We start from the raw sequence: 14,633 nt of genomic DNA on the forward strand, positions 1-14,633 counted from the left end.
CATCGAGGAGCACACCGTGTCGACGACGACCGCAGCCAGCACCGTCTCGGGCCTCCGCCCGCCCGCCCGCGAAGAACTCGACCCCGAAGAGCGGATGTCCCGCGCCGAGCTCGAGGCCCTGCAGCTCGAGCGCCTGCAGCAGACGGTGCGGCACGCATATGAGCACGTGCCGCTGTACACGGCCAAGTTCGACGAAGCGGGAGTGCACCCGAGCGACATCCGTTCGCTCGACGACATCGCGAAGCTGCCGTTCACGACGAAGGAAGACCTGCGGCAGACCTACCCGTTCGGCATGTTCGCCGTGCCGATGGAACGGGTCGCGCGCATACACGCGTCGTCGGGAACGACCGGCCGGCCGACGGTGGTCGGCTACACGAAGGGCGACCTCGAGCACTGGGCGACGCTCATCGCTCGCTCACTGCGGGCCAGCGGCATCCGACCGGGCATGAAGGTGCACAGCGCCTACGGCTACGGCCTGTTCACCGGCGGCCTCGGCGCACACGGCGGCATCGAGAAGCTCGGCGCCACCGTCATCCCGATGTCGGGCGGGCAGACCGCGCGCCAGGTGCAGCTGATCCGCGACTTCGAGCCCGACGCGATCCTCTGCACGCCCAGCTACCTGCTCACGATCGCCGATGCGATGGCGGATGCCGGCATCGACCCGCACTCGACGAGCCTCAAGGTCGGCGTACTCGGAGCAGAGCCGTGGACGAATGAGCTGCGCCGTGAACTCCAGCAACGCCTCGGCATCGACGCGCTCGACATCTACGGGCTCAGCGAGGTCATGGGCCCGGGCGTCGGCAACGAGTGCATCGAGACCAAAGACGGCCCGCACATCTGGGAGGACCACTTCCTTCCCGAGGTCGTCGACGGCGACACGCTCGAGCGACTGCCCGACGGCACCATGGGCGAGCTGGTGTTCACGTCGCTCACGAAAGAGGCGTTCCCGGTCATCCGCTACCGCACCCGCGACCTCACCCGCCTGCTGCCCGGTACCGCCCGCCCCGCCATGCGCCGCATCGAGAAGATCACCGGCCGCAACGACGACATGATCATCCTGCGCGGCGTCAACCTCTTCCCGACGCAGATCGAGGAGCTCGTACTCGGCATCGAGCACCTCACGCCGCACTTCATCCTCGAGCTCACGAAGACCGGCACGATGGACGAGATGACCGTGCGCATCGAACGCCACCCCGACCTGTCGGTCGCGACGTGCGAGGCCGCGACCGACGTGCTCGCCGAGCGCATCAAGCAGTTCGTCGGGTCATCCGTCGCCGTGAAGCTCGAGGAGCCGGGCACGCTCCCGCGCAGCGAGGGCAAGTACAAGCGGGTCTACGACCTGCGAAAGCAGTGATCGGATGCCTCAGCGACGCGTCTTCGCGCGGTCTGCGCCATGACGCACGTGACGGGTGGGAGACTGGGCGCGATGTCTGACAACGGAACGATGCGCCGAGGCCGCCCCGGCTACGACCAGCAGGGAATCCTCGACGTCGCCGTCGCCGCCTTCAACGAGTTCGGCTACGACGCGACCTCGATGGGCGTGCTCGCCGACCGCCTCGGGCTCTCGAAGTCGGCGATCTACCACCACTTCGCCTCGAAGGACGAGATCCTCGACCGCGCACTCGACACGGCGCTCGGCGCGCTCGAAGGGGTGCTGGCCGAGGCGGACACCGCGACCGGGCGGGCCGCCGACCGCCTCGACCTCGTGCTCCGGGGCGCGGTGCACGTGCTCGTCGACAAGCTGCCGTACGTGACCCTGCTGCTGCGCGTGCGCGGCAACACCGAGGTCGAACGACGCGCGCTCGCCCGCCGTCGCGCCTTCGACAAGGAGGTCACGTCGCTCGTCTCCGAGGCGCAGGCCGAGGGGTCGCTGCGCAGCGACATCGATGCGAGCGTCGTGTCGCGCCTCGCGTTCGGCATGATCAACTCGATCGTCGAGTGGTACCGGCCGGGCGGCCGTGAAGACGCCGACAACCTGGCGGGCGACGTGACCGCCGTCGCGCTCGACGGGCTGCGCATGCCCACGTCGAATCGGGTGCAGGAGCTGCTCGGCTGAAGCCCGGCGCGGCATCCAGGCGCGCGCGTCGCGCGACCGCTCGTCACGCGCCTCGCGGCGTCAAGGGCCGGGACGGGCGCGTGGCGGGCGCCGTCAGGCCGGGCGGGCGACCGCCGAGCGCTTCGTCTCGTGCGGGCGTCGCGACATCCGCTCGATCGAATCGTCAGCGGTGCGAGCGCTCCGCGAACCGACCTCCGCACGCCGTTCGAGGGCGACGCGACGCCGTTCGAGCTGCTGGTCCAGGCGCGCGTCCTCAGCCGCTCGCAGGTGCGGGAAGGTGAGTTCTGAGATCAACATGGCTGCTCCGGTTCGTCTCGTCCTGCACTCGAGACTCCTCCCTAAGGCGACCGTCCGGCATCGGGAAGATGCCGTATTCCGCTCAGGCGGCGCAGCTCAGGCGGCGCGGCTCAGCCCTCGGTCACCGCCACCGGCTCGGCCTGCGGCGCGCTGGTCGCGACCGTGATACGACTGCGGAGCGTCAGCATGAGCAGCACGAATCCTGCGGTGATGATGATGTGCCCGAGGCCGGCGATGCCGGCGATCATGCCGCCCGCCTGCTCGCCGAGCACCGTCAGCGAACCGTGCCAGACCATCATCGCCGAGGTCAGCAGCACCCCCACGTTGTAGACCCAGAAGAACCACCCGAACAACGGGCTCGCCGACAGCGTGAAGACCTTCTCGAGTGCGAGCACGATGAGCAGCACGAGGAAGCCGAGGGCCAGCAGGTGCGTGTGCGCGACCGCGAGCTGGGTGGACTCCCCCGCAGCGAAGTCGTTGGCCTTCGTGAACTCGCGGTAGTAGAGTCCGGCGCCGAGCCCCAGCACGAGGTACGCCGATGCCGCGGCGAACAGACGATTCATGACAAGATCCTTTCGTCGCGTCGAGTCTCTCGCGCGGGCCCTTCGGCCACATCAACCGAACGTTCGAGATGGGAATGAGCGGATGTCCCAAGCTGCTGTACCTCGTGTGAAGAAGCGCATCGGGTTCCTCTCCTTCGGCCACTGGCATCCGTCGCCCGAGTCGGCGACGCGCACGGGCGCGGACGCGCTCGTGCAGTCGATCGAACTCGCCGTCGCGGCCGAAGAGCTCGGCATCGACGGCGCGTTCTATCGCGTGCACCACTTCGCCCGCCAGCTCGCCTCGCCGTTCCCGTTGCTCGCCGCGATCGGTGCGCGCACGAGCCGCATCGAGATCGGCACCGGCGTCATCGACATGCGCTACGAGAATCCGCTGTACATGGCCGAAGAGGCCGCAGCGGCCGATCTCATCAGCACGCACTCGGGCGGCGAGGGACGGCTGCAGCTCGGCGTGAGCCGGGGCTCACCCGAGCCGGCGCTGAACGGTGCGCACACGTTCGGCTTCGTACCGCCCGAGGGGCAGACCGACGCCGACCTCGCGCGCGCGAAGACCGAGCTGTTCCGCGCCGCGATCGCCGGGGCGGGCGTCGCGCCCGCCGATCCCAAGATGACCGGGTCGACGGGTGCCCTGCCGATCCAGCCGCAGTCACCCGGGCTCGCCGACCGCATCTGGTGGGGCAGCGGCACCCGCGCGACCGCGCAGTGGACGGCCGAGCAGGGCATGAACCTCATGAGCTCGACGCTGCTCACCGAAGACACCGGCGTGCCGTTCGACGAGCTGCAGGCCGAGCAGATCGAGCTCTACCGCGACGCGTGGGCAGCGGCGGGCTGGGAGCGCACGCCCCGCATCTCGGTGTCCCGCAGCGTCATCCCACTCGTCACCGACCGCGACCGCGAGATCTTCGGCCCGCGCATGGCCGACGACACCAGAGACCAGGTCGGGTTCCTCGACGGCGGCCTCGCACGCTTCGGCAAGAGCTACATCGGCGAGCCCGATGCGATCGCGGCCGAGCTCGCGCAAGATGCCGCCGTCGCGGCATCCGACACCCTCATCGTCACCGTGCCGAACCAGCTCGGCGTCGACTACAACGCCCACCTGCTCGCCTCGATCGCCGAGCACGTCGGCCCGGCGATCGGGTGGGAGCCGAACCTCTGACGCCGGTCGAGGATCGAGCGAGGCGAGCGCATCGAGACCCCGCTGCTCAGCGCGGTCGCACCGGCGCCTCAGCTCCGAGTTGCCCGAATCTGCGCCTATTCGGGCAACTCGCCGCCGGTCGGCCCGCTGTCAGCGGCGTGCGCCAGAGTGGGGGCATGACACCCGACGCGCCGACCGATACCCGCGCCGACACTCGCGAGGCGGCGCTCGCCGCGCTGCGCGATCTCGTCGGGCGCGACGACGCCGTGTTCCACGACGGCCAGTACGAGGCGATCGCAGCGCTCGTCGACGGGCGCCGCCGTGCGCTCGTCGTGCAGCGCACCGGCTGGGGCAAGTCGGCGGTGTACTTCGTGGCGACGCTGCTGCTGCGCCGGCAGGGCGCGGGCCCGACGGTGCTCGTGTCGCCCCTGCTCGCCCTCATGCGCGATCAGATCGCGGCTGCCGAACGCGCAGGGGTGCGGGCCGTGGCGATCAACTCGACGAACCCGCACGAATGGGCCGACGTGCTGGCTCGACTCGACCGCGACGAAGTCGACGTGCTGCTCGTCTCGCCCGAGCGCCTCAACAACCCGTCGTTCCGCGAACAGCAGTTGCCCGCGCTGGTGCGCCGCATCGGCATGCTCGTCGTCGACGAGGCGCACTGCATCAGCGACTGGGGCCACGACTTCCGGCCCGACTATCGGCGCCTGCGCGAGCTCATCACGCGGATGCCGCCCGGGGTGCCGGTGCTCGCGACGACCGCGACGGCGAACAGCAGGGTGGTGGCCGACGTCGCCGAGCAACTCGGTGCCGAGACATCCGATCGCTCCGGCGGCGACGCCGACGTCCTCACGATTCACGGGCCGCTCGCGCGCACCTCGTTGCGGCTCGGCGTGCTGCGCCTTGCCGACTCGAAGACCCGCCTCGGCTGGCTGCTCAGCCACCTCGACGACCTGCCGGGATCGGGCATCATCTACACGCTGACCGTGTCGGCGGCCGAGAACACCGCCCGGCTGCTCCGTGAGGCGGGGCACGAGGTGCGCGCCTACACGGGCCAGACACCGACTGAAGAGCGCGAGGAGTCCGAGGGACTGCTCAAACGCAACGAGGTCAAGGCGCTCGTGGCGACGAGCGCGCTCGGCATGGGATTCGACAAGCCCGACCTCGGCTTCGTGTTGCACCTCGGCGCGCCGTCGTCACCCGTCGCCTACTACCAGCAGGTGGGGCGCGCGGGGCGTGCGACCGAGAACGCCGACGTGCTGCTCCTGCCCGGCACCGAAGATCCCGATATCTGGCGGTACTTCGCGACCGCGTCGATGCCCGACCGTGATCGCGCCGAGCGCGTCATCGACGCGCTCGAGCTCGAGCGCCCGACGTCGACGCCCGCGCTCGAGGCCCTCGTCGACATCCGACGTACTCCGCTCGAGCTGCTGCTCAAGGTGCTCGATGTCGACGGAGCCGTTCGGCGAGTGCAGGGCGGCTGGGTCGCCACCGGCGAGCCGTGGGTCTACGACGCCGAGCGCTACGGGCGCATCGCGGCAGCGCGCGTCGCCGAACAGCAGCACATGATCGACTACGAGCGCACCGGCGGGTGCCGCATGGAGTTCCTGCAGCGCTCGCTCGATGACGCGACGGCGACTGCCTGCGGGCGCTGCGACAACTGCGCGGGCGCCTGGTACCCGACCGATGTCGCGGGCGAGGCAGCCGTCGCAGCCTCGGGCGCACTCGACCGGGTCGGCGTGCCGATCGAGCCGCGGGCGCAATGGCCGACCGGCGTCGACCGGCTCGGCGTGGGCGTCAAGGGGCGCATCGCCGCCGACGAGCGACCCGCCGAGGGCCGTGCGCTCGCGCGCCTCACCGACCTCGGCTGGGGCAATGCCCTGCGTGAGATCTTCGCGCCGGGGGCGGCCGACGCCCCCGTGTCGCCGCCGGTGCTCGCCGCGTGTGTGCGGGTGCTGGCCGAGTGGCGGTGGGAAGAGCGACCCGTCGCGATTGTGGCGATGCCGTCGCGCTCGCGGCCCGTGCTCGTCGATTCGCTCGCGCGCGGCCTCGCCGACGTCGGGCGGCTGCCCTACCTCGGGGCGATGGCGATCGACGGCGACGGGCCGCGCGGGGAGCCCGGCGGCAACAGCGCCTACCGCCTCGCCCAGGTGTGGGGTCGGTTCACGGCCGACGGGCTCGAACTGCCCGACGGCCCGGTGCTGCTCGTCGACGACCTCGCCGACAGCCGCTGGACCCTCACCGTCGCCGCGCGCGAGCTGCGCCGAGCCGGCGCCACCGACGTGCTGCCGTTCGTGCTCGCGCTGCGCGGCTGACTTGAGGTTTCCTCGATAATTGTTCCTGGCGCCGAGCTCCCGGGTGTAACGTGCGGAGTGGCGTGAGAGACCCCTACGGCGCGACGCACGTCCTGCGACGGCCTTACCGACGTCGCTGGATGCGCCGATGATGGAAACCCGATTCCGCCTCGTCGCTCCGCAGAGGCCGTCCGGCCACCCGACCGGACGAAACTGCGAACCTGGAGGCGAAGATGCCCCACCACACGAAACACTTCGTTGCACGTGCCCTGATTGTCGCAGCCGCGACGCTCGGCATCGTGTTCGTTCAGGCTGCACCGGCATCGGCCACCGTGCACGAGATCGTGGGCCAGTGGTGCTCCGGTCAGGATGAGCTCGCTCCACCCGGGATCACCGGCGGAAGCAAGGCGGACAATTTCGCGAAGCCGCTCTTCGCCTCCGGGTTCATCTCAGAGGACCTCGTCCCGTTCACCGGGGATGCAGGGCCCGGGTTGCTCATCGAGTTCAACTACGACAATCCGAACTCGAAGGTCGTCGGAACCGGTGTATTCGTCATCATCGACCCCTCCGTCCCGATCTACCTCGAACTGATCGAGCCCGACCCCAACTTCCCGGCCTTCAAGGCCTGCCCGAAGTTGGCGACTGGCTGACCGGTCTGCGCCGACGTACGTCAACGCCGACGTGCGTCGGCGCTGCAAGCTCCTTCGCACCGTGGGTCTAGCAGCGCACCGCCGGGTGCCGCATGGAGTTCCTGTAGCGTTCGCTCGATGACGCGACGGCCGCTCCCTGCGGCCTATGCGACAACTGCGCGGGTGCCTGGTACCCGACGGATATCGCGGGCGAGGCAGCCGTCGCAGCCCTCGAGAGCGCTCGACCGGGTAGGAGTTCCGGTCGAGCCGCGGGATCGACCTGCCCGACGGCCCGGTGCTGGCTCGGCGACGACCCCGCCGACAGCCGCTGGACCCTCGCGGTCGCGGCGCGCCAGTTGCGCGCAGCGCGTTTCCCGTAGTGCCAGTCCCGCGTCATCCGTGATTCATCGATGAGGCGGACTGGCCCTGGGGTTTCCGAAGGTTTCAACCGCGCGTTCCGGTGATCAGCCTAGAATCGCGCCGCCAGCCGAGCGAGGTCGCTCCTGACATCACTCGACACGACCGATGGCCCGCCCAGCACGAGGATGAGCCGTGGCCGGAGCCGCGCGATCTCGTCCGCGACAGCGCGCGGAAGCGATCCACCCGGAGTGAGGAGCACAGGCGCTCCGTCGACCATCGCCGCCGGGCCGGCGGCGAGCGCATCTGGGAAATTCTCCCCGATCGCTAGGTATAGCATCGGCACGTTCGGTGTGAAGCGGGCCTTGGAGATCGCCACGGCGGTCGAATACCGGTCGGCTCCGGCGAGCCGCGTCACGGGAGCCGATGTGAGGTCGCTGAGCCGTGCTACGACCGCCGCGCCGACTGCGCCCGCGCCGCCGAGCACGACGATCTTCGCCGGCCGCAACCGCTGGATCTCTCGCTCGACGACACTGGGGAGGCGGCCGTGCTGCGTGAGGAGCACTGGACCCTTTGCTGCGCCCGCGGAAGGGGCGCCCGCCAGGGCGTCGGGGAACGTCTCGCCGCTCGCAAGGTAGACGACCGGCGCCGTCGAGGCGAACCGAGACTTCGAGATCGCGACGGCCGTTGCGTATCGGTCCGCTCCTGCGATCCGCTTCACGGTGCCCGCGGTGAGTGCGTCGACTTGGGCCACGACCGCTTCGCTGACCACCGACGCGCCGCCGACGATGACGATGCGGGCCGGCTTGAGGCGAGTGATCTCAGTCGCGACCGATTTGGGCAACGACCCGCTCGGTGAGAGCAGCACAGGCCCACCCTCCATCCCCGCCATCGGCGCCGCCGCCAGCGCATCGGGGAAGTCCCGGCCGCTCGCGAGGTAGACGACCGGCACGCCGGGCTGGAAGGCGGACTGCGCGACCCGCACCGCCGTGTCGTAGCGATCGGCGCCCGCCGTCTGTCCCACAATTGCTCCGATCCGGGCATCTCCCAAGCGGATCTCATCGCTGCCGTTGACCACGATCGTCGTGCCCGGGGCCCACGGGGCGTCGCGCCAGGTCTCATACGACCAGCGCGCGCCGACGGCGACCGAGAATTGCACTTCGAATGATCCTGCGGGGAGTCCCGCGATGGAATACACGCCCTCGGGGTCCGTGTAATCGTTGTGCTGGTACCGCTCCACTCCTTCGGTCGCGATCGCCTCGACGAGCGCGCCGTCCAGCGGCTTGCCGTCGAGCCCGACCACGCGCCCCGAGATGGTCGATCCCGTCGACAGTCGCGCGTCGAATCCGCTCCTCGCCTGTCCAGTTGCGACCTTCATCCGCGTAGCCGACGCGTAGTCCGCGACGTCGTTCCACCACTCATCGATGTACTTCGCCTGCTCCCCCAGCCAAGGCGACTCGAACTTCAGTGCATAGTCACCGGCGGGCATGCCCCCGACCTTGTACGAACCGTCCGGCCAGCTCTTCGCGCTGTACTGGGCACCGCCTTCGCCGCGTGCCCAGATCACCGCATTGTCGATCGGATTGCCGGCGAGGTCGGTGATCTTGCCTGAGAACGAGGCTCCTGGGGTGAGCTCGGCGTTCACGCCGCTCTTGCTCGCACCCGGGGCCAGCGTGATGACGGTCGCCGATTCGGCGTCCGGCTTGTTCTGCCACCACTCGCGGACATAGTTCCAACTCAGTTCATGGCCCTGCGGTACGAATTCCAGCTTGTACCCTCCAGCGGGAAGCCCCGTGAGCGCGTAGAGCCCCTGCTCGTTGGTCATCACATACGACTCGGGCACTTCCTCGCCATGGATGCCCTCGATCCACACCGCGACTTCGGGCAGCGGCCGCCCACCAGGACCGGTCACGGCGCCCGAGATCACGCCCGTGCCGGCAGCCTCGGCCGAATCCGCGTCGACTGCACCGAGGAGGACGCCGACCAGTCCGACGATCATGAGCCCGACGGTCGCACGAAGGACGATGAACTGCCGACGGCGTTGGGACATGGAGTCGCTCCTCACGGGGTCAGGGGCTGCTCGCCCCAGTACGCGGCCGCGGAGCGGCTGGAGTGATCCAATCACACGGGTCAAGTCATCGCGAACAGAGATCGACGCTCAGTATCAGGCCGGCGCCTGCTCCTTCGCCACGAGCGTGAGCACGTCGTACGACGCCACGAGCTCGTCGTTCTGGTTGCGCAGTACCGCATCCCACCGCACCTCGCCGTACTCGTCGGTCTCGCGGGGCGTGATCTGCTTGGCCGTCAGCTCGACGCGGATCGAGTCGCCGGGCGACACAGGCGTCACGAAGCGCAGGTGCTCGAGGCCGTAGTTCGCGAGCACCGGCCCGGGCGCGGCGTCGACGAAGAGACCTGCGGCCCACGAGACGAGCAGGTACCCGTGCGCGACCCGACCGGGGAAGAACGGGTTCGCCGCGGCGGCCTCCTCGTCCATGTGCGCGTAGAACGTGTCGCCCGTGAACTCGGCGAAGGTCTCGATGTCCTCGAGGGTGACGGTGCGCGATGCCGACACCACCTGGTCGCCGAGGCGCAGCTCGGCGAGCGACTTCCTGAACGGGTGCTCACCGCCCGGCTGCGACGCCGCGCCGGCGTGCCACACGCCCGTGAGCGCGGTGAGCATCGCGGGCGAACCCTGCACGGCCGTGCGCTGCATGTGGTGCAGCACCGCGCGAATGCCGCCGAGCTCTTCGCCGCCGCCGGCGCGACCGGGTCCGCCGTGCACGAGGTTCGGCAGCGGCGAACCGTGGCCGGTAGACGATCGGGCGTCGTCGCGGTCGAGGAACAGCACGCGACCGTTGTACGCGGCGATGCCCGACGCGAGCGCCACCGCGACCTCGGGGTCGTGCGTCGCGACGCTCGTCACGAGCGATCCCCCGCCACGCGCGACGAGCGCCGAAGCGTCGGCGAGCGAGTCGTAGCCGACGATCGACGCCACCGGCCCGAAGGCCTCGACGTCGTGCAGTGCGGGGCTCGAGGCGTCGGCGAAGTGCAGCAGCATCGGCTCGACGAACGCCCCGTCGGTGGCCGCGCCGGTCGATCCGTCGGCGAGGGTCACGGCCGGGACATCCGTCGATCCGATCACGAGCTCACCACCCGCCTGCTGGAGTCGCCCGACCTGGCGCAGCACCTCGTCGCGCTGGGCGGTCGAGGCGAGCGGGCCCATCGTCACGCCCTCGGCACGCGGGTCGCCGACGACGACGCGTTCGGCGATGCGCGCGCGCACTGCGTCGATGACGGCGTCGACGGATGCCTCGGGCACGATCGCCCGGCGGATCGCGGTGCACTTCTGCCCCGTCTTCGTGGTCATCTCGACGACGAGCTGCTTCACGTAGGCGTCGAACTCGGGGGTGCCGGCGACCGCGTCGGTGCCGAGCACGCTCGCGTTGATCGAGTCGGTCTCGCTCGTGAACCGCACGCCGCCGGTCTGCACCGAGTCGTTCGCGCGCAACTTCTCGGCGGTCGACGCCGACCCGGTGAACGCGACGAGGTCGCCGAGGCGCAGGTGGTCGAACAGATCGGGCACGCTGCCCGAGACGAGCTGCAGCGTGCCTTCGGGCAGCAGCCCCGACTCGACCAGGATGCGCACCATCGCCTCGGCCAGGTAGCCGGTCGGCGTCGCCGGCTTCACGACCGTCGGCACGCCGGCGAGGAAGGCGGGCGCGAACTTCTCGAGCGAGCCCCACACCGGAAAGTTGAAGGCGTTGATCTGCACGGCCACGCCGGGCAGTCGGGTGTAGATATGCCGTCCGAGGAATGAGCCGTCCTTCGAGAGGTTCTCGACGGCGCCGTCGACGTAGACCTTGCCGTTCGGCATCTCACGCCGGCCCTTGCCCGAGTACGTGAAGAGCACGCCGATGCCGCCGTCGATGTCGACCCACGAATCCTGCTTGGTCGCTCCGGTGCGGCTCGACAGGTCGTAGAGCTCGGCCTTGCGCTCGGTGAGTGCGAGCGCCATCTGCTTGAGCAGCACCGCCCGCTGGTGGAACGTCAATCGGCCGAGGCTCGCCTGACCGACCGTGCGCGCATATTCGAGCGCGGCGCCGAGGTCGAGGCCCTCGGTCGACACTCGGGCGACCACCTCGCCCGTCGATGCGTCGCGCACCTCGGTCGCCGTCGCTGTGGCGGCCGCTTCCGGCGTCCACCACTGCCCGTTCACATAGCTCGGCAGCATCTCGGTCATCGGTGATTCTCCTTGGTTCGGTGCGCAGGTTGAGGAGCGAGCGAAGCGAGCGTCTCGAAAGCCGCCCCCACGTGCAGCGGGTTTCGAGACGGCGCTTCGCGCCTCCTGAACCCACGAGTTGAGGTCATTGCGCGTCCCAGGTGTAGAAGCCTTGGCCCGCCTTGCGGCCGAGCCTTCCCTCGGCGACCATTCGGCGCAGCAGCGCGGGCGGGGCGAAGCGCTCACCGAGGGTCGAGGCGAGGTACTCGGCGATGCCGAGGCGCACGTCGAGCCCGACGATGTCGGTCAGCTTGAGCGGCCCGACCGGGTGCTTGTAGCCGAGCGTCATCGCCGCGTCGATGTCTTCGGCCGAGGCGACGCCGTCTTCGAGCATGCGAATGGCCTCGAGCCCGAGCGCGACCCCCAGACGCGACGATGCGAACCCGGGAGCGTCGGCGACGACGATGGGCGTCTTGCCGATCGCGCGCACCCACTCGCGCGCGTCGTCGACGAGCGAAGCGGCAGATGCCCCGCCCCGCACGATCTCGACGAGCGTCGAGGCGGGCACGGGGTTGAAGAAGTGCATGCCGACGAACCGGTCGGGGCGGTCGAGCAGGGCGGCGAGCTGGTCGATCGAGATCGACGAGGTGTTCGAGGCCAGCGCGGCACCCGGCGCGAGCACGGACTCGACGCGCGTGAGGGCATCGATCTTCAGCTCGAGGACTTCGGGCACGGCCTCGACCACGAGGTCGCAGCGGGCGAAGTCGCCGACCGTGGTGCTCGTCGCGAAGCGCGAGGCGAGCGTCGCGGCATCGTCGTCTGCGGTGCCGCGGGCGATCGACGCCTCGACCGACTCTCGCACCCGTGTCGCGGCCGCCGCGGCGGCGGAGGCGTCGCGCTCGACGACGGTGACCCGCGAGCCGGCGAGCAGGAACGCGTGCGCGATCCCCGCGCCCATGCGCCCCCCGCCGAGCACGCCGACATCGGTGGGTGCCCCGCGATCCGTGCTCTCGATCACTTCTTCTGCTTCCGCTCGAGGAACTCGGTCATGCGCCGCATCTTCTCGGGACTCTCGAAGAGCACCGCCTGCTCGTCGAGATCGACGGTGGGATGCGCGTCGCGCGGTGCCCGCATCACGCGCTTGGTCGCGATGGTCGCGGCCCGGTCGTTGCGGACGATGCGGTCGGCGATCGCATGCGCTGCGGGCAGCAGCTCGTCGGCGGGGTGCAGCTCGCTCACGAGCCCGATCTCGAGCGCTTCGGCGGCGCCGATCGTGCGTCCGGTGAGCAGCAGCTCGGCCGCGCGGGCCTCGCCCACGATCTCTCGCAGGCGCCAGCTCGCTCCGGCCGCGGCGATGATGCCGAGTCCGGTCTCGGGGTTGCCGATCTTCAGCGCGGGCGTCGCGATGCGGATGTCGGCCGCGTACGCGAGCTCGGCACCACCCCCGAGTGCGTACCCGTCGAGCGCCGCGATGACGGGCATCGGCAGCCCGGCCACGCGGATGAACGCCTTCGCGTTGATGCCTCGGCGCGCGTCATCGGCTCGCCGTTCACGCAGTTGTGCGATGTCGGCGCCCGACGCGAACACCCCGCCCGCACCGGCGAGGATGAGCGTGCGCGGGATCGCCTCGAGCTCGGCGCAGAGCAGGTGCAGCGCGTCGATCGTGGCCTGGTCGATCGCATTGCGCACGTCGGGCCGGTTGAGGGTTGCGACGACCCGGTCGTCGCGCCGCTCGATGAGCAGTGGCCCATCGCCGGTCGAGGAGGAGCGAAGCGACGTCTCGCGACCCTCGCCCATCACACGCGCTCCACGATGAGCGCCGTGCCGTGTTGAGCGCGGCCCGACGCCGACGCACATTGTCGCTGGCCGCGCATCACACGCGCTCCACGATGAGCGCCGTGCCCTGACCGACGCCGACGCACATGGTGGCGAGGCCGTAGCGCGACTGCTCGCGCTCCATGCGTCCGAGCAGGGTCACGACGAGTCGCGATCCCGATGAGCCGAGCGGATGTCCCAGCGCGATCGCTCCCCCGTCGGCATTCACCCGTTCGGGGTCGAGCCCGAGTCGCCGCATCGACGCGATCGATTGGGTCGCGAACGCCTCGTTGAGTTCGACCGAGCCGATGTCGTCGAGGTCGATGCCGGCGCGTTCGAGCGCCTTCTCAGTCGCGGGCACGGGGCCGAGCCCCATGATCTCGGGGGCGAGCCCGGCCGACGAGCCCACCACGACGCGGGCGCGCGGCGTGAGCCCGTAGCGCTCGACGGCGGCGGCGCTCGCGACGAGGATGGCCGAGGCGCCGTCGTTCAGGGCGCTCGAGTTGCCGGCGGTGACGACCGATCCGCCGTGCACGACCGGCCGCAGCCCGGCGAGCACGTCGAGGGTGGTCTCGGGTCGCGGTCCTTCGTCGACGAGCACCTCGCCGCGGTGGGTCGGCACGCCGACGATCTCCGCCTCGAATCGGCCGCCGGCGATCGCCGCGACGGCCTTCTGCTGCGAGCGCAGCGCGAACGCGTCGGCCTCGTCGCGGGTGATGCCGTCGACGCGGGCGACCTCTTCGGCGGTCTCGGGCATCGAGAACGTGGCCTTGTCGCGGGCGACGAGCTTCGGGTTCGGGAACCGCCAGCCGATCGACGTGTCGTGCGCCGCCCCCGGCTTCGCCCACGCCCGGTCGGGCTTCGCCTGCACCCAGGGCGCCCGCGTCATCGACTCGACGCCGCCGGCGATGATGAGGTCGGCGTCGCCGGACCGGATCGCCTGGGAGGCCATGGTGATCGCCGACATTCCCGACGCGCAGAGCCGGTTCACGGTGATGCCGGGCACCTCGTCGGGCAGACCGGCGAGCAGCACCGACATGCGCGCCACGTTGCGGTTGTCTTCACCGGCCTGGTTGGCACCGCCCAGGATGACCTCGTCGATCGCGCCGAGCTCGCCTGCCTGGTCGAGCCCCGTGCGCCGCACGAGCTCGCCGACCACGAGGGCCGCGAGGTCGTCTGGGCGCACGCCTGCGAGCACGCCGCCGTAGCGACCGACCGGAGTGCGCACTCCGCTGACGAGGTAGGCCTCTGCCATGGTTCTCACTCCTTGA

General features: G+C 70.4%; 12 protein-coding genes. 5 read left to right on the top strand and 7 right to left on the bottom strand.

What is annotated here, in order from left to right; translation table 11 throughout:
• The first annotated feature begins 1 nt into the window (after position 1).
• Entirely contained in the window at positions 2-1,354 is a 1,353-nt protein-coding gene (paaK, locus tag LSF15_RS12785) for a phenylacetate--CoA ligase PaaK (RefSeq protein WP_372460012.1), read from the top strand.
• A 72-nt stretch (positions 1,355-1,426) separates the two neighbouring features.
• The gene (locus LSF15_RS12790) at positions 1,427-2,056 is read left to right on the top strand and encodes a TetR/AcrR family transcriptional regulator (RefSeq protein WP_232498928.1); all 630 of its coding nucleotides are present in this window, start codon (positions 1,427-1,429) and stop codon (positions 2,054-2,056) included.
• Between the two features lie 93 nt (positions 2,057-2,149).
• Here the strand turns inward: LSF15_RS12790 and LSF15_RS12795 are convergent, their stop codons facing one another.
• The gene (locus tag LSF15_RS12795) at positions 2,150-2,353 is read right to left on the bottom strand and encodes a hypothetical protein (RefSeq protein ID WP_232498929.1); all 204 of its coding nucleotides are present in this window, start codon (positions 2,351-2,353) and stop codon (positions 2,150-2,152) included.
• A 110-nt stretch (positions 2,354-2,463) separates the two neighbouring features.
• Entirely contained in the window at positions 2,464-2,916 is a 453-nt protein-coding gene (locus LSF15_RS12800) for a DUF2871 domain-containing protein (RefSeq protein WP_232498930.1), read from the bottom strand.
• A gap of 82 nt (positions 2,917-2,998) precedes the next feature.
• Between LSF15_RS12800 and LSF15_RS12805 the strand changes: the two genes are divergently transcribed.
• The 3 genes from LSF15_RS12805 to LSF15_RS12815 all read left to right on the top strand — a co-directional run bounded on the left by LSF15_RS12805 (position 2,999) and on the right by LSF15_RS12815 (position 6,992).
• The gene (locus tag LSF15_RS12805) at positions 2,999-4,069 is read left to right on the top strand and encodes an LLM class flavin-dependent oxidoreductase (RefSeq protein WP_232498931.1); all 1,071 of its coding nucleotides are present in this window, start codon (positions 2,999-3,001) and stop codon (positions 4,067-4,069) included.
• 155 nt (positions 4,070-4,224) lie between these two features.
• Entirely contained in the window at positions 4,225-6,363 is a 2,139-nt protein-coding gene (locus tag LSF15_RS12810) for a RecQ family ATP-dependent DNA helicase (RefSeq protein ID WP_232498932.1), read from the top strand.
• A 212-nt stretch (positions 6,364-6,575) separates the two neighbouring features.
• Positions 6,576-6,992, top strand: coding sequence for a hypothetical protein (locus LSF15_RS12815; protein WP_232498933.1), 417 nt, complete (start codon positions 6,576-6,578; stop codon positions 6,990-6,992).
• A gap of 448 nt (positions 6,993-7,440) precedes the next feature.
• On the opposite strand, the gene LSF15_RS12825 is transcribed toward LSF15_RS12815, so the two are convergent.
• The 5 genes from LSF15_RS12825 to LSF15_RS12845 form a co-directional block, all read right to left on the bottom strand.
• Positions 7,441-9,378: a cell wall-binding repeat-containing protein gene (locus tag LSF15_RS12825; protein WP_232498934.1), complete on the bottom strand. Its 1,938-nt coding sequence runs from the start codon at positions 9,376-9,378 to the stop codon at positions 7,441-7,443.
• Positions 9,379-9,492: 114 nt separating this feature from the next.
• Positions 9,493-11,568 carry a phenylacetic acid degradation bifunctional protein PaaZ gene (paaZ, locus tag LSF15_RS12830; protein WP_232498935.1) on the bottom strand — a complete coding sequence of 692 codons (2,076 nt, stop codon included), beginning with the start codon at positions 11,566-11,568 and terminating at the stop codon, positions 9,493-9,495.
• A gap of 124 nt (positions 11,569-11,692) precedes the next feature.
• On the bottom strand, positions 11,693-12,565 hold the full coding sequence (locus LSF15_RS12835; RefSeq protein ID WP_308188475.1) for a 3-hydroxyacyl-CoA dehydrogenase family protein: 873 nt from the start codon (positions 12,563-12,565) through the stop codon (positions 11,693-11,695).
• Positions 12,562-13,344, bottom strand: coding sequence for an enoyl-CoA hydratase/isomerase family protein (locus LSF15_RS12840; protein ID WP_232498936.1), 783 nt, complete (start codon positions 13,342-13,344; stop codon positions 12,562-12,564). The genes LSF15_RS12835 and LSF15_RS12840 overlap by 4 nt, the downstream gene beginning before the upstream one ends.
• Positions 13,345-13,420: 76 nt before the next feature.
• Positions 13,421-14,617, bottom strand: coding sequence for an acetyl-CoA C-acyltransferase (locus tag LSF15_RS12845; RefSeq protein WP_232498937.1), 1,197 nt, complete (start codon positions 14,615-14,617; stop codon positions 13,421-13,423).
• Between the last annotated feature and the right edge of the window lie 16 nt (positions 14,618-14,633).

Origin of the sequence: Agromyces humatus (genome assembly GCF_021228295.1) — a bacterium.
GTDB classification, from domain to species: domain Bacteria; phylum Actinomycetota; class Actinomycetes; order Actinomycetales; family Microbacteriaceae; genus Agromyces; species Agromyces humatus.